This window comes from Streptomyces sp. DH10 (genome assembly GCF_029813805.1).
Classification (GTDB): domain Bacteria; phylum Actinomycetota; class Actinomycetes; order Streptomycetales; family Streptomycetaceae; genus Streptomyces; species Streptomyces coeruleofuscus.
Genome location: NZ_JARVKU010000004.1, coordinates 462,299 through 485,310, shown reverse-complemented (window position 1 = coordinate 485,310; position 23,012 = coordinate 462,299). Strand labels below are relative to the sequence as shown.

18 protein-coding genes are annotated in these 23,012 nt (G+C 71.4%); all 18 read left to right on the top strand.

Translation table 11 applies throughout. The annotated features are described in order from the left end of the window. The first annotated feature begins 171 nt into the window (after positions 1–171). On the top strand, positions 172–1,503 hold the full coding sequence (locus QC385_RS11645) for an OFA family MFS transporter (RefSeq protein WP_279541185.1): 1,332 nt from the start codon (positions 172–174) through the stop codon (positions 1,501–1,503). Beyond that, on the top strand, positions 1,472–1,612 hold the full coding sequence (locus tag QC385_RS11640) for an MFS transporter small subunit (protein ID WP_010045941.1): 141 nt from the start codon (positions 1,472–1,474) through the stop codon (positions 1,610–1,612). Before QC385_RS11645 ends, QC385_RS11640 begins: the two co-directional genes overlap by 32 nt. Positions 1,613–1,823: 211 nt before the next feature. After that, positions 1,824–2,762 (top strand): beta-ketoacyl-ACP synthase III, encoded by a 939-nt coding sequence (locus QC385_RS11635; protein ID WP_279541184.1) that lies wholly within the window; start codon positions 1,824–1,826, stop codon positions 2,760–2,762. Positions 2,763–2,909: 147 nt separating this feature from the next. Next, on the top strand, positions 2,910–3,587 hold the full coding sequence (locus QC385_RS11630; RefSeq protein ID WP_279541183.1) for a GntR family transcriptional regulator: 678 nt from the start codon (positions 2,910–2,912) through the stop codon (positions 3,585–3,587). Between the two features lie 396 nt (positions 3,588–3,983). After that, positions 3,984–5,165: an ROK family transcriptional regulator gene (locus tag QC385_RS11625; RefSeq protein WP_279541182.1), complete on the top strand. Its 1,182-nt coding sequence runs from the start codon at positions 3,984–3,986 to the stop codon at positions 5,163–5,165. Between the two features lie 139 nt (positions 5,166–5,304). Beyond that, positions 5,305–6,822, top strand: a complete 1,518-nt coding sequence (locus tag QC385_RS11620) for a sugar ABC transporter ATP-binding protein (RefSeq protein ID WP_279541181.1) — start codon at positions 5,305–5,307, stop codon at positions 6,820–6,822. Beyond that, positions 6,819–7,838, top strand: coding sequence for an ABC transporter permease (locus tag QC385_RS11615; protein WP_279541180.1), 1,020 nt, complete (start codon positions 6,819–6,821; stop codon positions 7,836–7,838). Before QC385_RS11620 ends, QC385_RS11615 begins: the two co-directional genes overlap by 4 nt. A 17-nt stretch (positions 7,839–7,855) precedes the next feature. Continuing rightward, complete coding sequence (locus QC385_RS11610; RefSeq protein WP_279541179.1) at positions 7,856–8,902, top strand: substrate-binding domain-containing protein; 1,047 nt, start codon at positions 7,856–7,858, stop codon at positions 8,900–8,902. Between the two features lie 59 nt (positions 8,903–8,961). After that, positions 8,962–10,173, top strand: coding sequence for a Gfo/Idh/MocA family protein (locus tag QC385_RS11605; RefSeq protein WP_279541253.1), 1,212 nt, complete (start codon positions 8,962–8,964; stop codon positions 10,171–10,173). A 14-nt stretch (positions 10,174–10,187) separates the two neighbouring features. Then, on the top strand, positions 10,188–11,186 hold the full coding sequence (locus tag QC385_RS11600) for a sugar phosphate isomerase/epimerase family protein (protein ID WP_279541178.1): 999 nt from the start codon (positions 10,188–10,190) through the stop codon (positions 11,184–11,186). A 264-nt stretch (positions 11,187–11,450) separates the two neighbouring features. Beyond that, complete coding sequence (locus QC385_RS11595) at positions 11,451–15,173, top strand: ThuA domain-containing protein (RefSeq protein WP_279541177.1); 3,723 nt, start codon at positions 11,451–11,453, stop codon at positions 15,171–15,173. An 80-nt stretch (positions 15,174–15,253) separates the two neighbouring features. Beyond that, on the top strand, positions 15,254–16,507 hold the full coding sequence (locus QC385_RS11590; protein WP_279541176.1) for an inositol-3-phosphate synthase: 1,254 nt from the start codon (positions 15,254–15,256) through the stop codon (positions 16,505–16,507). An 89-nt stretch (positions 16,508–16,596) separates the two neighbouring features. Beyond that, the gene (locus QC385_RS11585; RefSeq protein ID WP_279541252.1) at positions 16,597–17,553 is read left to right on the top strand and encodes an SCO3242 family prenyltransferase; all 957 of its coding nucleotides are present in this window, start codon (positions 16,597–16,599) and stop codon (positions 17,551–17,553) included. Next, positions 17,550–18,545: a sugar phosphate isomerase/epimerase family protein gene (locus QC385_RS11580; RefSeq protein WP_279541175.1), complete on the top strand. Its 996-nt coding sequence runs from the start codon at positions 17,550–17,552 to the stop codon at positions 18,543–18,545. The genes QC385_RS11585 and QC385_RS11580 overlap by 4 nt, the downstream gene beginning before the upstream one ends. Positions 18,546–18,721: 176 nt before the next feature. Beyond that, positions 18,722–19,444, top strand: coding sequence for an EboA domain-containing protein (locus QC385_RS11575; protein ID WP_279541251.1), 723 nt, complete (start codon positions 18,722–18,724; stop codon positions 19,442–19,444). Then, on the top strand, positions 19,444–20,364 hold the full coding sequence (locus QC385_RS11570; RefSeq protein ID WP_279541174.1) for a TatD family hydrolase: 921 nt from the start codon (positions 19,444–19,446) through the stop codon (positions 20,362–20,364). Before QC385_RS11575 ends, QC385_RS11570 begins: the two co-directional genes overlap by 1 nt. Positions 20,365–20,367: 3 nt before the next feature. Then, positions 20,368–21,537 carry a metabolite traffic protein EboE gene (gene eboE / locus QC385_RS11565; protein ID WP_279541173.1) on the top strand — a complete coding sequence of 390 codons (1,170 nt, stop codon included), beginning with the start codon at positions 20,368–20,370 and terminating at the stop codon, positions 21,535–21,537. Beyond that, on the top strand, positions 21,534–22,985 hold the full coding sequence (locus QC385_RS11560) for a nucleotide pyrophosphatase/phosphodiesterase family protein (RefSeq protein WP_279541172.1): 1,452 nt from the start codon (positions 21,534–21,536) through the stop codon (positions 22,983–22,985). Before eboE ends, QC385_RS11560 begins: the two co-directional genes overlap by 4 nt. The last annotated feature ends 27 nt before the right edge of the window (positions 22,986–23,012 follow it).

The following is a 23,012-nucleotide window of genomic DNA, read 5'->3' as shown; positions in this document are numbered from 1 at the left end:
CGGCTCATGGTCGGTGTCAGCTTGTGTCGACGGAATATTGTCTACAGTATGGATGTTGGGTCAGCAAGGGTCCGCGCCATGACCGTTCGGCGCATGCCGGATACCGCTCACCGCATACGGTCGACGCGCCGCCTTCTCAACTCCTCGGCGACTGCCTACCGTTCCGGATTCATGAGTCCCCCAGTCGCGCCCCCGGGCTGGAGCCGCTGGCTCGTCCCGCCCGCCGCTCTCTCCGTACATCTCTCCATCGGCCAGGCCTACGCCTGGAGCGTGTTCAAGCCGCCCCTGGAGTCCGCGCTCGGCCTCAGCGGCACGCAGAGCGCGCTGCCCTTCCAGCTGGGCATCGTCATGCTGGGCCTGTCCGCCGCGTTCGGCGGCACGCTCGTCGAGCGCAACGGGCCGCGCTGGGCGATGACCGTCGCCCTGGTCTGCTTCTCGTCCGGCTTCCTGCTCTCCGCGCTGGGCGCGGCCACCGAGCAGTACTGGCTGATCGTCCTCGGGTACGGCTTCGTCGGCGGTATCGGCCTCGGCATCGGCTACATCTCGCCCGTCTCCACCCTGATCAAGTGGTTCCCGGACCGGCCCGGCATGGCCACCGGCATCGCCATCATGGGCTTCGGCGGCGGCGCGCTCATCGCCTCGCCGTGGTCCGCGCAGATGCTGGAGTCGTTCGGCGCCGACAGCTCCGGGATCGCGCTGGCCTTCCTGGTGCACGGGCTGACGTACGCGGTCTTCATGCTGCTCGGCGTGCTGCTGGTGCGGGTGCCGCGCACGGCGAAGCCGGTGGACAGCGGGCCGAGCGTCCTCGCCGGCCCGCAGGTCTCCGCGAACCAGGCCATCCGCACCCCGCAGTTCTGGTGCCTGTGGGTCGTGCTCTGCATGAACGTCACCGCCGGCATCGGCATCCTGGAGAAGGCCGCCCCGATGATCACGGACTTCTTCGCGGACACCTCCACGCCCGTGTCGGTGACGGCCGCCGCCGGCTTCGTCGCGCTGCTGTCGGCGGCGAACATGGCGGGACGCATCGCCTGGTCCTCGACGTCCGACCTGATCGGCCGCAAGAACATCTACCGCGTCTACCTGGGCGTCGGCGCGCTGATGTACGCGCTCATCGCCCTGTTCGGTGACTCCTCCAAGCCGCTGTTCGTCCTGTGCGCACTGGTGATCCTGTCCTTCTACGGCGGCGGCTTCGCGACCGTTCCGGCGTATCTGAAGGACCTGTTCGGCACGTACCAGGTCGGCGCCATCCACGGGCGGCTGCTCACCGCCTGGTCCACGGCCGGGGTGCTCGGACCGCTGATCGTGAACTGGATCGCCGACCGGCAGGAGGAGGCCGGCCGGCACGGCGCGGCCCTGTACGGCATGTCGTTCGTCATCATGATCGGGCTGCTCCTCGTGGGCTTCGTCGCCAACGAACTCGTCCGGCCCGTCCACCCGCGTCATCATGTCCCGGCACCGAAGGAGGCCGCCCATGTCCAGCGACAGCAGTCAGAGTCCGCCTAGCCCGGACCGGCGGTGGCTGATCGCCTTCGCCTGGGTGTGGGTGGGCGTACCGCTCGCCTACGGGCTGTACGAACTGGTCCGGAAGGCTACGCAGCTCTTCACCGGCTAGGAGGTGTCCGTGAAGTCCCGTCGTCCGCCAGCAGGACAGGCGGGACTTTGCGGACATCCCCTGGCGACAGGTGCTCGGTCGTCCGAGGTCCTGACCGAAGCTGACAACGCGGGCACCTGTTTCCTGTCGTCTTGGCTGCCGCCGTACCCGCGAGTCACTGATCAGACTGGTGAATCCCGCTACCCAAGTTTCCACGAGGGGGACCGCCCACATGAACGGCTCGCGCATCGCCGCCGTCGGCCACTACCAGCCCGCCAAGGTACTCACCAACGAGGACCTGGCGGCCATGGTCGACACCAGTGACGAGTGGATCAGGAGCCGGGTGGGCATCAGCACGCGCCACATCGCCGGCCCCGACGAACCCGTCGACGAGCTGGCCGCCCACGCCGCCGCCAAGGCCCTCGCGGCGGCCGGGCTGACACCCGCCGACATCGACCTGGTGCTGGTCGCCACCTCCACCGCCGTCGACCGCTCGCCCAACACGGCCGCCCGGGTCGCCTCCCGCATCGGCATTCCGCAGGCCGCCACGATGGACCTCAACGTCGTGTGCGCCGGCTTCACCCACGCCCTGGCCACCGCCGACCACGCCGTCCGCGCCGGGGGTGCGAGCCGGGCCCTGGTCATCGGGGCCGACAAGATGTCCGAGGTGACCGACTGGAGCGACCGCACGACATGCGTGCTCGTCGGCGACGGGGCCGGGGCCGCGGTCGTGGAGGCCGCCGACGAACCCGGCATCGGGCCGGTGCTGTGGGGCTCGGTGCCCGAGATGGGGAACGCGGTGCGGATCGAGGGCACGCCGCCGCGTTTCGCGCAGGAGGGGCAGAGCGTCTACCGCTGGGCGACGACCCAGCTGCCGCCCATCGCGCGGCGGGCCTGCGAGCGGGCCGGACTGGAGCCGGCCGACCTCGCGGCGGTCGTGCTGCATCAGGCCAACCTGCGCATCATCGAACCCCTCGCGGAGAAGATCGGCGCCGTGAACGCGGTCGTCGCGCGCGATGTCACGGAGTCCGGCAACACATCGGCCGCGAGCATCCCGCTCGCTCTGTCGAAGCTGGTCGAGCAGGGTGCGGTCGCCGCGGGCGACCCGGTGCTGCTGTTCGGCTTCGGCGGGAACCTGTCGTACGCGGGGCAGGTCGTCCGCTGCCCGTGACCCCCCTTGCGGTGTGATGCGGTCAACTCCCCGAAGCCCTGGCTCTTGTGCGCCGTAGACTGTAGACGAAAGACAATCGATACTGACTCTGTGGCGACACCGGCTTCCGCCGCGCTGTGCACGGCCCTGCCGAGGAGGGGGACCGCGATGCTGTCGACAGGACTGCCCCAGGGGGCCGTGCCCAAGCTGGAACGCCCGGGTCCGCTGCGTGACCGCGTCTACGAGGCACTGCTCGAACTCATCACCACCCGTGCCCTCCAGCCCGGCCAGCACCTCGTGGAGAGCGAACTCGCGGGGCATCTGGGGGTCTCCCGGCAGCCGGTGCGCGAGGCGTTGCAGCGGCTCAACACCGAGGGGTGGGTCGATCTGCGGCCCGCCCAGGGCGCGTTCGTGCACGAGCCCACGGAGGAGGAGGCCGACCAGCTCCTCACGGTCCGTACGCTCCTGGAGGCCGAGGCGGCCCGGCTCGCCGCGGCGGGCGCGGGCAGCGCCGGCATCGCGGCGCTGGAAGCTCTGTGCACGGAGGGCGAGAAGGCCGTCGAGGCGGACGATGTGGACGGGGCCGTCGCCATGAACGCCCGCTTCCACGCGAAGATCATGGAGCTCGCCGGCAACGCCGTCCTCGCCGAACTGGCCGCCCAGGTCGACCGCCGCGTCCGCTGGTACTACACGCCGGTCGCCCGCCAGCGGGGCCACCAGTCCTGGATCGAGCACCGCGCGCTCATCGCCGCGATCACCGACCGCGACGAACAGCTGGCCACCCGCCTGATGCGCGAACACACTGAGCACACGAGGCGCTCGTACCACGCGCGGGCGCGTTCGTAGGCCTCGGCGGGCTGTCAGTACCGCCTGGGCCTGCGTCGTCCGACCCACCAGGGTGCCGTCCCCGTCGTGCAGGTCCGTCCGCAGGGCGATGCAGGAGCGTCGCACGTGCACGGGCCGTGCCTCGGCGTGGACGGTGCCCGACCGCACGGCGTGTCGGCGTGATGCCCAGCCCGTCGGCGAAGGGCACCACCCTCAGCAGTGCTTCGGGAGCAGGGGTGCCGGTCATGCGGTGCACGCGCCTTTGTCCTGTGAGTGGAAAAAGTAGAGGGCAATTCCTGCGCGACTTCTTCCCACCTCCGGCAGCCGCTGCTACGTTCCCTCCGAAAGCAAGCCACTGATGTGGCGGAAAACCGGCGCGCACAGGCCGATTGAGGCGGGGAGGGGCTCGTGAGACGCATGACCGCACGACCCGGAAACGCCCACCAGGCCCGACTGCTCAAGCTGCTGCGCGACGGCGGCCCCAACTCCCGTGCCCAGCTGGGCGACCAGGTCGACCTCTCGCGGTCCAAGCTCGCCGTGGAGGTGGACCGCCTGCTGGAGACGGGGCTGGTCGTGGCCGACGGACTCGCCGCCTCGCGCGGCGGCCGCCGCTCCCACAACATCCGGCTCAACCCCGGGCTGCGCCTCCTCGGCGTCGACATCGGCGCGACCTCGGTCGACGTCGCCGTCACCAACGCCGAACTGGAGACGCTCGGGCACATCAACCACCCCATGGACGTGCGCGAGGGCCCGGTCGCGGTCTTCGAGCAAGTCCTGGCCATGGCTGCCAAGTTGAGGGCCTCGGGGCTCGCGGAGGGTTTCGACGGCGCCGGCATCGGTGTCCCGGGCCCGGTCCGCTTCCCCGAGGGCGTCCCGGTGGCCCCACCGATCATGCCGGGCTGGGACGGCTTCCCCGTGCGGGAGGCGCTCAGCCAGGAACTCGGCTGCCCGGTCATGGTCGACAACGACGTGAACCTCATGGCGATGGGGGAGCAGCACGCGGGCGTCGCCCGCACCGTCGCCGACTTCCTCTGCGTCAAGATCGGCACGGGCATCGGCTGCGGCATCGTCGTCGGCGGTGAGGTCTACCGCGGTACGACGGGCAGCGCCGGCGACATCGGGCACATCCAGGCCGTGCCCGACGGCCGTCCCTGCGCCTGCGGCAACCGGGGCTGCCTGGAGGCCCACTTCAGCGGGGCGGCCCTCGCCCGTGACGCCACGGAGGCGGCCCAGCAGGGGCTCTCCGCCGAACTGGCCTCGCGGCTGGAGATCAACGGCGGGCTCACCGCCGTCGACGTCGCCGCCGCGGCCGCCGCCGGCGACGCCACCGCACTCGACCTGATCCGCGAGGGCGGCAACCGCACCGGCCAGGTCATCGCCGGCCTGGTCAGCTTCTTCAACCCGGGCCTGGTGGTGATCGGCGGCGGGGTGACCGGCCTCGGCCACACCCTGCTCGCCGCGATCCGCACCCAGGTCTACCGCCAGTCGCTGCCCCTCGCGACCGGCAACCTGCCCATCGTCCTGGGCGAGTTGGGACCCGCCGCCGGAGTCATCGGCGCGGCCCGGCTCATCAGCGACCACCTGTTCTCACCCGCGTAGTCCTTCTCGACAGCACGGTTCACCAGCACGGCTCACCAGCACAGCTCACCAGCACAGCTCCCTGCTCCGCCCTGCCTCGAACACGCCTGCCCGAACAGCGCCCTGCAACCGGCCCGCACGCCCGCCAAGGGGAATCCGCATGGCACCAGAACCACCGCTGCTCAGCATGTCCGGCATCACCAAGTCGTTCCCCGGAGTCCGGGCCCTCGACGGCGTCGACCTCGACGTCCTGGCCGGCGAGGTGCACTGCCTGCTCGGCCAGAACGGCGCCGGGAAGTCGACCCTCATCAAGGTCCTGGCCGGCGCCCACCAGCCCGACACCGGCGAGATCCGCTGGCGCGGCGAGGCGGTCACACTCCGCTCGCCGATCACCGCCATGCGCCTCGGCATCGCCACCATCTACCAGGAACTCGACCTGGTGGAGCACCTGTCGGTCGCCGAGAACGTCCACCTGGGCCACGAGCCGACCACCGCCGGATTCGTCGTCCGGGGGAAGGCCGCGAAAGAGTCAACAGCCGCTCTGCTCAAACGACTTGGACACGCGGAGATCGATCCGGCCCGGCTCGTCGGGGAGCTGTCCGCGGCGCAGCAGCAGATCGTGTCCATGGCCCGGGCGCTCTCCCACGACGTGCGGCTCATCGTGATGGACGAACCGTCCGCCGCCCTCGACCCGGACGAGGTCGACAACCTCTTCCGCATCGTCGGCGACCTGACCGCCACCGGTGTCGCCGTCGTCTACATCTCGCACCGCCTGGAGGAGATCCGCCGCATCGGCGACCGGGTGACCGTGCTCAAGGACGGGCGGGCCGTGGCGAACGGACTGCCCGCGAAAACGACCCCCACCCGCGAGGTCGTCGCGCTGATGACGGGCCGGAACGTCGAGTACGTCTTTCCCGACCGGCCCGTCTCCACGCCGCCCGGCGAACCGGTGCTCACCGTCCGGGGCCTGTCCCGCGCCGGGGAGTTCGAGCCCTTCGACCTGGAGATACGGCCGGGCGAGATCGTGGGCCTCGCCGGACTCGTCGGCTCGGGCCGCTCCGAGATCCTGGAGACCGTCTACGGGGCCAGGAAACCGACGTCCGGTCAGGTGCTGGTCGACGGCAAGCCCTTGAAGCCGGGCAGCGTCCGGGCCGCCGTCCTGGCCGGACTCGGGCTCGCCCCCGAGGAACGCAAGGCGCAGGCCCTGCTGATGCTGGAGTCCGTCACCCGCAACGTGTCGGTCTCCTCCATGTCCCGCTTCTCGCGCGGCGGCTGGATCGACCGGGGCGCCGAACTCGGCGCCGCCCGGGCCGCGACCCGCGAGTTGTCGCTCAGGCCCGACAACCCGTCGGTGCCCGTGCGCACCCTGTCCGGCGGCAACCAGCAGAAAGCCGTCCTGGCCCGCTGGCTGCTGCGCGGCTGCCGGGTGCTGCTGCTCGACGAACCCACGCGCGGCGTCGACGTCGGCGCCCGCGCCGAACTGTACGCGGTCGTCCGCCGGCTGGCCGACGAAGGCCTGGCCGTGCTGCTGGTCTCCAGCGAGGTGCCCGAGGTGCTCGGCCTGGCCGACCGCGTCCTGGTGCTGCGGGAGGGCCGTGTGGTCCACACGGCACCCGCGCGCGAACTCGACGAACACCGCGTACTCGACCTGGTCATGGAAGGAAGCCCGGCGTCATGACGCAGCCCGTCTCCCCGCCGCGGGACAGCAGCACCGACAAGGTGCCCCAGGCCCAGCCCCCCGCCTGGCGCGGCCTGATGGCCCGCGCCGACGTCCGCACCCTCTCCCTGCTCGGCGTGCTCGCCGTGCTGATCCTCGTCGGGGGCATCACCAAGCCCGACGAGTTCCTCGACACCCGCAACCTGCAACTGGTCCTCACCCAGGCCTCCGTGGTCGGCGTCGTCACCGTCGGCATGACCTTCGTCATCATCTCCGGCGGCATCGACCTGTCGGTCGGCGCGATCGTCGCCCTCGCCTCGGTGTGGGCGACCACGGTCGCCACCCAGGAGTACGGCTTCGCCGGCATCCTCTTCACGTCGCTGATCGTCGGCGTCGGCTGCGGCCTGGTCAACGGGGTGCTCATCGCCTACGGCGCGATGGTGCCGTTCATCGCCACCCTCGCCATGCTGGCCTCCGCCCGCGGCCTCGCGCTCCAGATCACCGACGGCAAGACGCAGATCGTGACGGTGCCGTCCGTCCTCGACCTGGGCGAACGCGACGCCTACGTCCTCGGCATCCCGCCCCTGGTCCTGGTCTTCGCGGTCGTGACCGTCATCGGCTGGCTGGTGCTCAACCGCACCACCTTCGGCCGCCGCACGGTCGCCGTCGGCGGCAACCCGGAGGCCGCCCGGCTCGCCGGCATCGACGTCCGCCGCCAGCGGCTCTACCTCTACCTGCTGTCCGGGCTGTGCTGCGGCATCGCCGCCTTCCTGCTGATCGTCCTGTCCGGCTCCGGACAGAACACCAACGGCAACCTCTACGAACTCGACGCCATCGCCGCCGCAATCATCGGAGGCACCCTGCTCACCGGCGGCCGCGGCACCATCACCGGCTCCGTCCTCGGCGTCCTGATCTTCTTCACGATCACCAACATCTTCGCCCTGAACAACCTGCAGAGCGACGTCCAGCAGATCGCCAAGGGCGCGATCATCGTCGCCGCCGTGCTGGTCCAGCGCCGTACCGCGAGCACGACCTGAGGAAAGGGTTCACCGCCATGACCGAGATCACGAGCCGCAGAGGACTGCTCTTCGGAGCCGCCGCCGTCTCCGCCGGTGCCCTCCTCACGGGGTGCACCAGCAACGAGCCGTCCGAATCGAAGGACGAGCCGGCGGGCGACAACCAGCCGGCCGCCGACGACAAGCCCGGCAAGCAGGTCACCATCGGCTTCGCCGGACCGCAGGCCGACCACGGCTGGCTGAACGCCATCAACGACAACGCCAAGAAGCGGGCCGAGAAGTACTCCGACGTCACCCTGGAGATCACCGAGGGCTCCAACGACACCGCGCAGCAGATCGGCCAGATCGAGACCCTCATCAACAAGAAGGTCGACGTCCTGGTCGTGCTCCCCGCCGACGGCAAGGCCCTCACCCAGGTCGGGCTGAAGGCGATGCGCGCGGGCATCCCGGTCGTCAACCTCGACCGGATCTTCAACACCCCGCAGGCGTACCGCTGCTGGATCGGCGGCGACAACTACGGGATGGGCCTCAACGCCGGCCACTACATCGGCGAGAAGCTCAAGGGGAAGTCCGACGCCCGTGTCATCGAACTGGCCGGCCTGGACAACCTGGAGCTGACCAAGCAGCGCACCCAGGGCTTCGACGACGCCCTGAAGAACTACCCCAACATCAAGAAGGTCGCCCGCCAGGCCGCCGAGTTCACCGTCGAGTCCGGGCAGGCCAAGATGGCCCAGCTGCTCCAGGCCCAGTCCAAGGTCGACGCGCTCTGGAACCACGACGACGACCAGGGCGTGGGCGCGCTGCGTGCCATCGAGCAGGCCGGGCGCGACGACTTCCTGATGGTCGGCGGCGCGGGCGCCCTGTCCGCCTTCCAGGCCATCAAGCAGGACAACGGCGTGCTGAAGGCGACCGTCCTCTACCCGCCGACCATGGCCGCCTCCGCGATCGACCTCGCCCGCGCCCTCGGCCAGGGCAAGGGCATCGGCGGCATGGCCGAGTTCGAGATCCCCGCGTCCATCACCCTCTACTCGGCCGTCGTCGACAAGACCAACGTCGACCAGTACATGCCCACCGGCTTCCGGTGACCGGTTCCGCCCGCACCCCCCACGTGCGCCACCCCGACCAGGACGAGGAGGACACCCGTATGGGACAGCCGCAGCAGCAGTCAGATGGGACCGAGGCAGGCAAGCCACCCCTGCGCGTGGGGATGGTGGGCTACGCCTTCATGGGCGCCGCCCACTCCCAGGGCTGGCGCACCGCGGGCCGTGTCTTCGACCTGCCGCTGAACCCCGTGCAGACCGCGATCTGCGGCCGGGACGCCACCGCCGTGCGGGCGGCGGCCGACCGCCACGGCTGGGCGTCCACCGAGACCGACTGGCGCGCGCTGGTCGAGCGCGACGACATCGACCTCGTCGACATCTGCACCCCCGGCGACAGCCACGCCGAGATCGCCCTCGCCGCCCTCGCGGCCGGCAAGCACGTCCTGTGCGAGAAGCCGCTGGCCAACACCGTCGAGGAAGCCACCACGATGGTGCGGGCCGCCGAAGAGGCCCACCGGCGCGGCCAGGTGGCGATGGTCGGCTTCAACTACCGCCGGGTGCCGGCCACCGCCCTGGCCCGCCGCATGGTCGCCGAGGGCCGCCTGGGCAGGCTCCGGCACGTCCGCGTGACCTACCTCCAGGACTGGCTGGTGGACCCCGAGTTCCCGCTGACCTGGCGGCTGCGCAAGGAGCAGGCCGGCTCCGGCTCACTCGGCGACCTGGGCGCGCACATCATCGACCTCGCGCAGTACCTGGTGGGGGAGCGGCTGGCGGGCGTCTCCGCGCTGACGGAGACCTTCGTACGTCAGCGGCCCCTGCCCACCGGCGCGACCAGCGGCCTGTCCGCCGTCTCGGCCGCGGGCACGGGGGAGGTCACCGTGGACGACGCCGCCCTGTTCACGGCCCGCTTCCCCTCCGGCGCCCTCGCCTCCTTCGAGGCCACCCGCTACGCCACCGGCCGCAAGAACGCCCTGCGCATCGAACTCAACGGGGAGCGCGGGTCGCTCGCCTTCGACCTGGAACGGCTCAACGAGCTGTCCTTCCACGACGGCACCGCACCCGGGGCGGAGGCGGGCTTCCGCCGCATCCTCGTCACCGAACCCGATCACCCCTACCTGGACGCCTGGTGGCCGCCGGGCCACGGTCTCGGCTATGAGCACACCTTCGTCCACCAGGCCCGCGACCTCGTCCACGCCATCGCCGAGGGCCGCCGCCCCGAACCCTCCTTCGCCGACGGGCTCCAGGTGCAGTGCGTGCTCGCGGCCGTGGAGGAGAGCGCCGAGAAGAACTCCGTCTACACGCCGATCGCGGTCTGAGGAGGCTGACGCGCATGCCGCGTACGTTCACGCTGTTCACCGGCCAGTGGGCCGACCTGCCGCTGGAAGAGGTCTGCCGGCTCGCCCGCGACTTCGGCTACGACGGGCTGGAACTCGCCTGCTGGGGCGACCACTTCGAAGTCGACAAGGCACTCTCCGACCCCGGGTATCTCGACGGCCGCAGGGCCCTGCTCGACAAGTACGGCCTCAAGTGCTGGGCCATCTCCAACCACCTGGTCGGACAGGCCGTCTGCGACGCCATCATCGACGAACGCCACCAGGCGATCCTGCCGGGGGAGGTGTGGGGCGACGGAGACCCGGAAGGGGTCCGGCGGCGGGCCGCGGACCGCATGAAGGACACCGCGCGCGCCGCGGCCGCGTTCGGCGTCGACACCGTCATCGGGTTCACCGGCTCCGCCATCTGGCACCTGGTCGCCATGTTCCCGCCCGCCCCCGACGCCATGATCGAACGCGGGTACCAGGACTTCGCCGACCGCTGGAACCCGATCCTGGACGTCTTCGACGCGGAGGGCGTGCGGTTCGCGCACGAGGTCCACCCCAGTGAGATCGCCTACGACTACTGGACGACGCAGCGGGCCCTGGAGGCCGTCGGGAACCGCCCCGCGTTCGGTCTGAACTTCGACCCTTCGCACTTCGTGTGGCAGGACCTCGACCCGGTCGGCTTCCTCTGGGACTTCCGCGACCGGATCTACCACGTCGACTGCAAGGAGGCCCGCAAGCGCCTCGACGGACGCAACGGCCGGCTCGGCTCCCACCTGCCCTGGGGCGACCCCCGGCGCGGCTGGGACTTCGTCTCCGCCGGGCACGGCGACGTCCCCTGGGAGGACGTCTTCCGGATGCTGCGCTCCATCGACTACCAGGGCCCCATCTCCGTCGAGTGGGAGGACGCCGGCATGGACCGGCTCCAGGGGGCGCCCGAGGCGCTGACCCGCCTCAAGGCCTTCGACTTCGAGCCGCCCAGCGCGTCCTTCGACGCCGCGTTCAACAGCTGAACCAGGCACCCGGCGCTGGTCGGGGACGGGGACCGGTCCCACCGGCCGGTCCCCCCTCCGACCTGCCCGGATCCTGCTTTGTCCTGTGCAGGGAGAAAGCTCAACCGATCCTGATACAAGGGGTGTTCGCCCCGGACGGACGCGGTTACCTTCCTTGAAGCGTTCAGGACACACGCACCTCCGGGGTGACGGCGCACCCCGGCGCCCGCACCGCACGTCTTCGCACCCATTCCGTACGGCCCACCCCGTTCCCGGAGGGACTTCGTGCACAGAACCAGACCAAGAAGCACCCGCACCCCCAAAGGCCCCAGGCTTCGCACCGCCGTCGCCCTGTTCACCGGCCTGCTCCTGGCCGTGGGCACCCCGGCCACCGTCGCCGTGGCCCAGCCCGGCCAAGCGGGACAGGATGAACCGGCAGCCGCCGAGGGCCAGTTCCAGCAGGTGCCGCTCGCCAAGGGCGAACCCGAGACGGGCGAGCCGATGTCGCTCGCCGTGCTCCCGGACCGCAGCGTCCTGCACACCTCGCGCGACGGCACGCTGCGCCTCACCGACCAGGGCGGTGTCACCAAGGTCGCCGGCAAGATCCCCGTCTACAGCCATGACGAGGAAGGCCTCCAGGGCGTCGGCATCGACCCGGACTTCAAGAACAACCGGGCGATCTACCTCTACTACGCCCCGCCGCTCGACACCCCCGCGGGCGACGCCCCGGAGACCGGCACCGCCGAGGACTTCAAGAAGTTCGACGGCGTCAACCGCCTCTCCCGCTTCGTCCTCAGGGCCAACGGCACGCTGGACATGGCCAGCGAGAAGAAGGTCCTGGACGTCGCCGCATCCCGGGGCACCTGCTGCCACGTCGGCGGCGACATCGACTTCGACGCGGACGGCAACCTCTACCTGTCGACCGGCGACGACACCAACCCCTTCGCCTCCGACGGCTACACGCCGATCGACGACCGGCCGAACCGCAACCCGGCCTTCGACGCCCGGCGCAGCTCCGCCAACACCAACGACCTGCGCGGCAAGATCCTCCGCATCAAGGTCGCCGAGGACGGCTCGTACACCGTCCCGGAGGGCAACCTCTTCGCCCCCGGCACCGAGAAGACCCGTCCCGAGATCTACGCGATGGGCTTCCGCAACCCGTTCCGGATGAGCGTCGACGACAAGACCGGCATCGTGTACGTCGGCGACTACGGCCCCGACGCGGGCGCCGCCGACCCCAAGCGCGGCCCGGCAGGACAGGTCGAGTTCGCCAAGGTGACCAAGGCGGCCAACTTCGGCTGGCCCTTCTGCACCGGCGACAACGACGCCTACGTCGACTACGACTTCGCCACCAAGGAATCCGGCGAGAAGTTCGACTGCAACGCCCCGAAGAACACCTCCCCGTACAACACGGGCCTGGTCGACCTGCCGCCCGCGCAGGCCGCCTGGATCCCGTACGACGACGGCTCCCTGCCCGAGTTCGGCACCGGCTCCGAGTCCCCGATGGCCGGCCCGGTCTACCGCTACGACCCCGAGCTCGACTCCAGTGTGAAGTTCCCCGAGGCGTACGACGGCGACTTCTTCGCGGGTGAGTTCGGCCGCCGCTGGATCAAGCGGATCGAGCAGAACGACGACGGGTCCGTCGCGAAGATCAACGACTTCCCGTGGACCGGCACACAGATCATGGACATGGAGTTCGGCCCCGACGGCGCGCTCTACGTCCTCGACTACGGCGTCTCCTGGTTCCAGGGCGACGAGAACTCCGCGCTGTACCGGATCGAGAACGCCGAGGACGGCTTCTCGCCGATCGCCGAGGTGAGCGCCGACAAGACGTCCGGCGCGGCCGGCCTGAAGGTCAAGTTCACCGGCTCCGCCAAGGATGCCGACTCCCAGAACCTCACCTACAGCTGGGACTTCGGCGACGGCACCAAGGGCGAGGGCCTCAACCCCACCCACAGGTACAAGAAGGTCGGCACCTACAGCGCCACCTTCACCGCGAAGGACCCCGAGGGCAACACCGGCAACGCCAGCGTCCGGATCGTGGTCGGCAACACCGAGCCCAAGGTGCGGATCGACGTCCCCGGCAACGGCACGCTGGCCGAGTTCGGCAAGCCCGTCCCGTTCAAGGTGACCGTCACCGACCCCGAGGAGACGGTCGACTGCTCCAAGGTCAAGGTCGTCTACAGCCTCGGCCATGACTCCCACGCCCACGAGCTGACCAGCGAGATGGGCTGCGAGGGCACCCTGAAGCCGCCCCCCGGTGACGGCGGCCACGACCCCAACGCCGACATCTACGGCGTCGTCGGCGCCAGCTACACCGACGGCGGGGCGAACGGGCAGGAGGCCCTGACCGGCACCGCCCGCACCGTGCTCCAGCCGCTGCACCGCCAGGGCGAGCACTTCACCACCCAGTCGGGCGTGTCGGTCATCGAGAAGACCGGCGCCAACGGCGGCAAGACCGTCGGCAATATCGACGACGGCGACTGGATCTCCTTCAGCCCCTACCGGTTCGACGGGCAGAAGAAGATGACCGTGCGGGCCTCCTCCGGCGGCGCGGGCGGCTTCATCGAGCTGCGCACCGGCTCGCCCGACGGTCCGCTGCACGGCTCGGCGTACATCCCGCCGACCGGCGGCTGGGAGACCTTCCAGAACGTCGACGTGCCGCTGCGGTCGCTCCCCAAGAAGACCACGGACATCTACCTGGTCTTCAAGGGCGGTGAGGGCGCGCTGTACGACGTGGACGACTTCGAGTTCTCCAAGGAGCCGTTCAAGGGCGGCAAGAAGGTCCTGGTCTTCTCCAAGACCGCGGGCTTCCGCCACGACTCCATCCCGGCCGGCATCGCCGCGCTGAAGGAGCTCGGCGGACCGGCCGGCATCACGGTCGACGCCACCGAGGAGGCGAAGCAGTTCACCACGGCCAACCTCGCCAAGTACGACGCGGTGGCCTTCCTGTCCACCACCGGTGACGTGCTCGACGCCGAGCAGCAGAAGGCGTTCGAGAACTACGTGAAGAACGGCGGCGGCTACATGGGCATCCACGCCGCCGCCGACACCGAGTACGACTGGGAGTTCTACGGCGGCCTCGTCGGCGCCTACTTCGACTCGCACCCGGCCATCCAGAAGGCCACCGTCCGCGTCGAGGACCACGACCACCCGTCGACCGCGCACCTGGGTGACACTTGGGAGCGCACCGACGAGTGGTACAACTACCGCACCAACCCGCGCGAGCAGGCCAAGGTCCTCGCCACCCTGGACGAGACCACCTACCAGGGCGGGAACATGAAGGGCGACCACCCGATCGCCTGGTGCCAGAGCTACGGCGGCGGCCGGTCCTTCTACACCGGCGGCGGCCACACCAAGGAGTCCTACGCCGACGAGGCCTTCCGCGCCCATCTGCTCGGCGGCCTGAAGTACGCCACCGGCCAGGTGAAGGCGGACTGCACGCCGAGCAAGGACTACCGGAAGATCTTCAACGGCCAGTCCCTGGACGGCTGGAAGCAGGCCGGCCCCGGCAAGTTCAACGTCAAGGACGGCACCCTGGAGTCCGAGGGCGGCATGGGCCTGCTCTGGTACCAGGCCAAGGAGCTGAAGTCGTACTCCCTCAAGCTCGACTGGAAGATGCGGGGCGACGACAACTCCGGGATCTTCGTGGGCTTCCCGGCCTCCGACGACCCCTGGTCCGCGGTGAACAAGGGCTACGAGATCCAGATCGACGCCACGGACGCGGCCGACCGCACCACGGGCTCCGTCTACTCGTTCAAGTCGGCCAACATCAAGGCCCGTGACCAGGTCCTGCGGCCGCCCGGCCAGTGGAACTCCTACGAGATCAAGGTCCAGGGCGAACGCCTCCAGGTGTTCCTCAACGGAGTCAAGATCAACGACTTCACCAACAAGGACCCCCAGCGGAGCCTGACCGACGGCTACATCGGCCTCCAGAACCATGGCGCCGACGACCAGGTCTCCTTCCGCAACATCCAGTTGAAGGAACTGCCCGTCAAGGGCGACTGAACGGCGGCGGGCGGGGGACGCCGGACCTCCGCCCGCCGTCTCCCTTCCCCCCGGGTTCGCGCACGATCAGGAGGCTGCACATGTCCGCGTCCCTCTCCCGACCGCGTGTGGGGGTGTGGCTGATCGGAGCCCGCGGCTCCGTCGCCACCACCGTCGTCACGGGGTGCGCCGCCGTCGCCGCGGGACTGCACCCGCCGACCGGCATGGTGACCGAGACACCGGCGTTCACCGACAGCGGTCTGCCCGCGCTGTCCGACCTCGTCTTCGGCGGTCACGACACCGTCGACTGCCCCCTGCCCAAACACGCCGAGACCCTGACCGCCGGCGGCGTCCTCCCGCCGGGAGTCGCCACCGCCGTCGCCGCCGAACTCACCGCCGCCGACCGGGAGATCAGGCCCGGTGGCCCCACCCCCGGGGACACCCGGAGCGAGACCGAACTGATCACGGCCTTCGCCGACGACATCCGCGACTTCATCCACCGCCATGAGCTGGAGCGGGCCGTGGTGGTGAATGTCGCTTCCACCGAACCCGCCTGCCAGGGGCTCGACGCCCCGCTGCCGGCCAGCTCCCTGTACGCGCTGGCGGCCCTGCGCGCGGGCTGCCCCTACGTCAACTTCACCCCCTCCGAGGGCATGCACCACCCCGTCGCCGCACGCGAGGCCGAACGCAGCGGCCTGCCGTACGCCGGCCGCGACGGCAAGACCGGCCAGACCCTCCTGCGCTCGGTGCTCGGCCCCATGTTCGCCCAGCGGGCGCTGACCGTCCGCGCCTGGTCCGGCACGAACCTGCTCGGCGGTGGCGACGGCGCCGCCCTGGCCGACCCGGCCGCCGCGGCGGCCAAGAACGCCGGCAAGGAACGGGTGCTGGCCGACACCCTCGGCACCACTCCCCAGGGCGAGACCCACATCGACGACGTCCCCGCCCTCGGCGACTGGAAGACCGCCTGGGACCACATCGCCTTCGACGGCTTCCTCGGCACCCGCATGATCCTTCAGACCACCTGGCAGGGCTGCGACTCCGCCCTGGCCGCGCCCCTCGTCCTCGACCTCGCCCGGCTGACCGCCCGTGCCCACGAGTCGGGCCTGTCCGGCCCGCTCGACGCCCTCGCCTTCTACTTCAAGGACCCGGTGGGGGACGCGCCCTCGGGCCTGGCCGAGCAGTACGAGGCACTGATCGGTTTCGCCGGGAGCCTCGGGAGCCTCGGGGGAGCGGGGGCGACGGAGCCGGCAGGCCCGGCGGGGCCGGGGGAGGGCACGGGCGCCCGGCAGGGCGCCGGAGAGGGCCACGAGCTCGGCCCGGAGGAGCGGACCAAGGGAACGGGAGACCTCCGGTGAAGCGGCGCGAGCGTTCCTGCGGAGGCTCGGGCAGGAGGGGTGACACCTCCCATGAAGGGGACGTCGGCGCCGCGACGCCCTGCGGCTGTGTGGGCCGCCCGTCGCGGGCACGCGCCTGGGCCGAACTCCTGCGACTCCCGGCCCTGTTCAGCGTGCCCGGTGACGCACTCGCCGGAACGGCCGCGGCCGGCGCACCGCCCAACGCCCGCACCCTGCTCGCCATCGGCTCCTCCCTCTGCCTGTACGAGGCCGGCATGGCCCTCAACGACTGGGCGGACCGTGAGGTGGACGCCGTCGAACGCCCGCACCGCCCCCTGCCCTCCGGCCGCATCGGCCCCGCCGCCGCGCTCACGGCGGCCTGTGCGCTCACCGGAGCCGGACTGGCCCTGGCCGCCCGCGCCGGCCGCCCGGCCCTGGCCGTCGCCGCGCCCCTGGCGGCGACCGTGTGGGCGTACGACCTCACCCTGAAGCACTCACCGGCCGGGCCCGTGGCCATGGGCGCGGCCCGCGGACTGGACCTGCTCCTGGGAGCCTCGGCCACCACCGGCCGCACCCGCCGGGCACTGCCCTCCGCCGCCCTCCTCGGCACCCACACCCTGGCCGTCACGACGGTCTCCCGCCAGGAGGCCCGGGGCGGCTCATCCCTGGCTCCGCTGGCGGCACTCGCGACGACGGCCCTGCTCACCCGCCTGGTCACGCACCGCCTAGCGAGCCTTCCGGAAGACCGCCGGGAAGCAGCCGCCCACGTCGCGCCGGGACCTCGGTCCGCCCATCCCCGACGCCCCGAGCCGGGTCGACAGCGCACGGCACACCTCACCACCGCCCTCGCGGCCGCCTACGCCGCGACCACCGCCCGGCCCTACTTCCACGCCGCTCTCAATCCCTCACCTCCTCTCACCCAGCGAGCGGTCGGCGCCGGCATCCGCGCGACCATCCCTCTCCAGGCCACGCTGACCGCCCGCTCCCGGGGCACGGCCACCGCCCTCCTCATCGCGGCCCTCGCCCCACTCGGAGCGAGGTTCGGGAAGAAGGTGAGCGTCACATGAGCTCCGACGCCCGAGCCTCCGCCAGTCGAGGAACGCCGGCGGAGCCGGCCGCCTCTTCCCTCCGCTTCGGCTACGGCACCAACGGTCTCGCCGACCTCCGGCTCGACGACGCGCTCTCCCTTCTCGCCGACCTCGGATACGACGGCGTCGGACTGACCCTCGACCACATGCACCTCGACCCGCTCGCCCCGGACCTCGACGCCCGCACCCGCCGGGTCGCGCACCGGCTGGACGCGCTCGGACTGGGTGTCACCGTGGAGACGGGCGCCCGCTATGTGCTCGACCCGCGCCGCAAACACGGCCCCTCCCTGCTGGACCCGGACCCCGGCGACCGGGCCCGACGTGCCGACCTCCTCCTCCGGGCCGTACGGGTCGCGGCCGACCTCGGCGCCCACGCGGTGCACTGCTTCAGCGGGATCGTCCCGGACGGCACCGACACGGACACCGCGTGGAAGCGCCTCGCCGAGACCCTCACGCCCGTCCTGGACGCCGCCGCGTCCGCCGGGGTTCCGCTCGCCGTCGAGCCCGAACCGGGTCACCTCCTCGCCACCCTGGCCGACTTCCACCACCTCCGCAGCATGCTCGGCGACCCCGAACCTCTCGGCCTCACTCTCGACATCGGCCACTGCCAGTGCCTCGAACCCTTCTCTCCCGCCGACTGCGTGCGCGCCGCCGCACCCTGGCTGCGCCACGTCCAGATCGAGGACATGCGACGCGGTGTCCATGAGCACCTCCCCTTCGGGGACGGGGAGATCGACTTCCCGCCGGTCCTGGCGGCCCTCGCCGCCACCGGCTACCGGGGCCTGACCGTCGTCGAGCTGCCTCGCCACTCCCACGCCGGTCCCCACTACGCCGGACACTCCCTCCCGTTCCTCCGCCACGCCGAGCAGACCGCGGCCACCGTCTCGTCGCCCCCTGCTCCGGCTCTCCAGCAGGCCGCGCCACCCCACGGCGCTCCCTCCACCACCCCTGAAGGGAGCAGCACCCCATGACCCACCCCCGCCCCACACCGGCGGCGAGAAACGACGGCCCCCAGGACGCCACCCCACTCCACGGGGACACCGCCGCGCGGGACGCCCAAGGCCCCGAGTCCGCCGCCGCGCGGGACGCCCAGGGTCCCGAGTCCGCCGTCGCACCGGACGCCCAGGCTCCCGAGGACGCCAACCCCCTGGCGACCGCGGACGCCCACAGCACTCCCAGCACTCCCAGCACCCACACCACCCAACCCACCCTCGACACCGCCCTCGTCTCCTCGCCGGCCGACCTCCGCCGCCACCTGACCACCCACCTCGATCCCGCCGCCCTCGCCTGGCTCGAGCGCGCCCTCGACGAGGCCGCCGCCCACCCCGGCATCCACGGGCCCATCTCCGCGTGGGAACTGCGCCTCGCCGAGGCCGGCCGTCGCTGCGGTGCCGCGTACGCCGACGCCGCACGCGTCCTCATTCTCGACGCGGCCCGTGCCGGGACCGACGCCCTGACGCGGGTGTACTTCCAGGGCACCGCCGACGAGCGCCGCGCCGTCCTGCACGCGCTGCCCCATCTCGTGTCCGGCCCCGGCGCCCTCCCGCTCGTCGAGGACGCCCTGCGCACCAACGACACCCGGCTCCTCACCGCCGCCGTCGGCCCGTACGCCGCCCGGCACCTGGCCCCTCACGACTGGCGCCACGCCGTACTGAAGTGCCTGTTCACCGGCGTCCCCGTCGACCGCGTGGCGGACCTGCCCCGGCGGGCCCGCGGCGACGGCGAACTCGCCCGCATGCTGGGCGACTACGCCGCCGAACGCACCGCCGCCGGCCGCACCGTCCCCGAGGACCTGTACCGCGTCCTGGACCTGACCGAGTCCGCCGGCCCGGCCCCCGGCACGGACCACCCCCACGGCAAGGAGTCCTGATGCGCATCTTCGACCCCCACATCCACATGACGTCCCGGACCACGGACGACTACGAGGCCATGTACGCCGCCGGTGTCCGCGCCGTCGTCGAGCCCTCCTTCTGGCTCGGCCAGCCCCGCACCTCGCCCGCCTCCTTCCTCGACTACTTCGACTCCCTCCTCGGCTGGGAGCCGTTCCGAGCCGCCCAGTACGGCATCGCCCACCACTGCACGCTGGCGCTCAACCCCAAGGAGGCGAACGACCCGCGCTGTGTGCCCGTCCTCGACGCACTGCCCCGGTATCTCGTCAAGGACAACGTCGTGGCCGTCGGCGAGATCGGCTACGACTCCATGACCCCCGCCGAGGACACCGCGCTCGCCGCTCAGCTCCAGCTCGCCGCCGACCACGGCTTGCCCGCCCTGGTGCACACCCCGCACCGGGACAAGCTCGCCGGGCTGCGCCGCACCCTCGACGTCGTCAGGGAGTCCGCACTGCCCCCGGAGCGCGTCCTGGTCGACCACCTCAACGAGACCACCGTCAAGGAGGCCAAGGACAGCGGCTGCTGGCTGGGCTTCTCCGTCTATCCGGACACCAAGATGGACGAGGAGCGGATGATCGCGATCCTGCGTGCCTACGGCACCGAGCAGGTCCTGGTGAACTCCGCCGCCGACTGGGGGAAGAGCGATCCCCTGAAGACCCGCAAGGTCGGTGACCTGATGCTGGCCGAGGGTTTCGGCGAGGACGACGTCGACCAGGTGCTGTGGCGCAACCCCGTCGCCTTCTACGGGCTCAGCGGCCGCCTGAACCTCGACGTCACCGGCACGGAGGCCACCCACGAGGGCAACTCCATCCTCCGCGGCGTACCGAAGGACCCGCACGAGCCGGACCCCGGCCCGGGCGACGGCGGCGATCCGGCCCGCGTCCCCGCCGCGGGGGCGTGAACCATGCGCTTCCGCCACCCCGACGGTTCCACCGTCCACCTCGCCTACTGCACCAACGTCCACCCCGCCGAAACCCTCGACGGAGTCCTGGCCCAGCTCCGCGACCACTGCGAACCCGTCCGCCGCCGCCTGGGCCGCGACCGGCTCGGCATCGGGCTGTGGCTCGCCAGGGACGCCGCCCTCGCCCTCGACACCGACCCGTCCGCACTGCGCGGCCTGCGCACCGAGCTCGACCGGCGCGGCCTCGAGGTCGTCACCCTCAACGGCTTCCCGTACGAGGGCTTCGGCGCCGAAGAGGTCAAGTACCGCGTCTACAAGCCGGACTGGGCCGACCCGGAACGCCTCGACCACACCACCGCCCTGGCCCGCGTCCTCGCCGGGCTCCTCCCCGACGACGTCGGCGACGGCACCATCTCCACCCTGCCCCTCGCCTGGCGCACCGCGTACGACGACGAACGCGCACAGGCCGCCCGCACCGCCCTGCTCACCCTCGCCGAACGCCTCGACGCCATCGAGGAACTGACCGGCCGATCGATCCGCGTGGGACTGGAACCGGAACCCGGCTGCGTCGTCGAAACCACCCGCGACGCCATCGCCCCGCTCACCGCGATCGGCCACGACCGCATCGGCATCTGCGTCGACACCTGTCACCTCGCCACCTCCTTCGAAGATCCGCACACCGCCTTGGACGCCCTCACCGAGGCCCGCGTCCCCGTCGTCAAATCCCAGCTCTCCGCCGCCCTGCACGCCGAGCACCCCCATCTGCCCGAGGTCCGCGAGGCCCTCACCGCCTTCGCCGAACCCCGCTTCCTGCACCAGACCCGCACGGCCACCGCCGCCGGCCTACGCGCCACCGACGACCTCGACGAGGCCCTCACGGGCCACGCCCTGCCCGACGGCGCACCCTGGCGCGCCCACTTCCACGTCCCCCTGCACGCGGCCCCCGCCGCACCCCTCACCTCCACGCTCCCGGTCCTGAAGACCGCCCTCACCCGGCTCGTCGGCGGCCCGGCCCCGCTCACCCGCCATCTGGAGGTCGAGACCTACACCTGGCAGGCCCTCCCGCCCGAGCTGCGCCCCCGCGGCCGGAGCCAGCTCGCCGAGGGCATCGCCGCCGAACTCACCCTCGCCCGCGACCTGTTGACGGACCTCGGACTGAAGGAGCTGCCGTGAGCACCCACCCGTCCGCCCCGGGCCCACACCCGGCCCCAACAGGACCCACACCGCTCCTCGTCCTCGACGTCGTCGGCCTCACCCCCCGTCTCCTCGACCACATGCCCCGTCTCAAGACGCTCGGCCAGTCGGGCTCCCGCGCCCCGCTGGGCACCGTGCTCCCCGCCGTCACCTGCGCCGCCCAGTCCACCTTCCTCACCGGCACCATGCCGTCCGAGCACGGCATCGTCGGCAACGGCTGGTACTTCCGCGAACTCGGCGACGTCCTTCTGTGGCGCCAGCACAACGGCCTCGTGTCCGGTGACAAATTCTGGGACGCCGCCCGCCGCGCCCACCCCGGCTACACCGTGGCCAACATCTGCTGGTGGTACGCCATGGGAGCCGACACCGACATCACCGTCACCCCCCGTCCGGTCTACTACGCCGACGGCCGCAAGGAACCCGACTGCTACACCAGGCCGGCCGCACTGCACGACGAACTCACCGACAAGCTCGGCACGTTCCCCCTCTTCCACTTCTGGGGCCCGGGAGCGGATCTCGTCTCCAGCCGCTGGATCATCGACGCGACCCGCCACATCATCCGCACCCGGCACCCCGACCTGGCGCTCTGCTACCTCCCTCACCTCGACTACGACCTCCAGCGCTTCGGCCCCGACGACCCGCGCTCCCTGAAGGCGGCCGCCGACCTGGACGCCGCCATGGCACCGCTCCTCGACGACGCCCGCGCCGAGGGCCGCACGGTCGTCGCGCTGTCCGAGTACGGCATCACCCGGGTGAGCCGCCCCGTCGACATCAACCGCGCCCTGCGCCGCGCCGGCCTGCTGGAGGTGCACACCCAGGACGGCATGGAGTACCTCGACCCGATGGCGTCCCGTGCCTTCGCGGTCGCCGACCACCAGATCGCCCACGTCTACGTGCGCCGCCCAGAGGACCTCGACGCCACCCGGGCCGCCCTCGACGGCCTGCCCGGCATCGAGCAACTCCTCGACGACGAGGGCAAGAAGGCCCACCACCTCGACCATCCGCGCGCCGGCGAACTCGTCGCCGTGGCGGAACCCGACGCCTGGTTCACGTACTACTACTGGCTCGACGACGCCCGCGCGCCCGACTTCGCGCAGCTCGTCGAGATCCACCGCAAACCCGGCTACGACCCGGTCGAGCTCTTCATGGATCCCCTCGACCCCTACGTCAAGGTCAAGGCGGCCACCGCCCTGGCGCGCAAGAAGCTCGGCATGCGTTACCGCATGGCGGTCGTGCCCCTGGACCCCTCACCTATTCGCGGCAGCCACGGCCGCCTCCCGGCGAGCGACGACGACGGTCCGCTCCTCATCTGCTCCACCCCCCGCGCTGTCGGCGACCGCCTCGCGGCCACCGATGTGAAGTCACTGCTGCTCCGACTCGCCGGTCTCACTGAGGACGGACCCTCAGTCCCGACTGGTCACAAGTGAAGCACTCACCACTGACAACGCCCCGAG

Coding starts and splice junctions, on each gene's coding strand:
- QC385_RS11645 (WP_279541185.1), top strand. CDS start 172: ATGAGTCCCCCAGTCGCGCCCCCGGGCTGGAGCCGCTGGCTCGTCCCG.
- QC385_RS11640 (WP_010045941.1), top strand. CDS start 1,472: ATGTCCAGCGACAGCAGTCAGAGTCCGCCTAGCCCGGACCGGCGGTGG.
- QC385_RS11635 (WP_279541184.1), top strand. CDS start 1,824: ATGAACGGCTCGCGCATCGCCGCCGTCGGCCACTACCAGCCCGCCAAG.
- QC385_RS11630 (WP_279541183.1), top strand. CDS start 2,910: ATGCTGTCGACAGGACTGCCCCAGGGGGCCGTGCCCAAGCTGGAACGC.
- QC385_RS11625 (WP_279541182.1), top strand. CDS start 3,984: ATGACCGCACGACCCGGAAACGCCCACCAGGCCCGACTGCTCAAGCTG.
- QC385_RS11620 (WP_279541181.1), top strand. CDS start 5,305: ATGGCACCAGAACCACCGCTGCTCAGCATGTCCGGCATCACCAAGTCG.
- QC385_RS11615 (WP_279541180.1), top strand. CDS start 6,819: ATGACGCAGCCCGTCTCCCCGCCGCGGGACAGCAGCACCGACAAGGTG.
- QC385_RS11610 (WP_279541179.1), top strand. CDS start 7,856: ATGACCGAGATCACGAGCCGCAGAGGACTGCTCTTCGGAGCCGCCGCC.
- QC385_RS11605 (WP_279541253.1), top strand. CDS start 8,962: ATGGGACAGCCGCAGCAGCAGTCAGATGGGACCGAGGCAGGCAAGCCA.
- QC385_RS11600 (WP_279541178.1), top strand. CDS start 10,188: ATGCCGCGTACGTTCACGCTGTTCACCGGCCAGTGGGCCGACCTGCCG.
- QC385_RS11590 (WP_279541176.1), top strand. CDS start 15,254: ATGTCCGCGTCCCTCTCCCGACCGCGTGTGGGGGTGTGGCTGATCGGA.
- QC385_RS11580 (WP_279541175.1), top strand. CDS start 17,550: ATGAGCTCCGACGCCCGAGCCTCCGCCAGTCGAGGAACGCCGGCGGAG.
- QC385_RS11570 (WP_279541174.1), top strand. CDS start 19,444: ATGCGCATCTTCGACCCCCACATCCACATGACGTCCCGGACCACGGAC.
- eboE (WP_279541173.1), top strand. CDS start 20,368: ATGCGCTTCCGCCACCCCGACGGTTCCACCGTCCACCTCGCCTACTGC.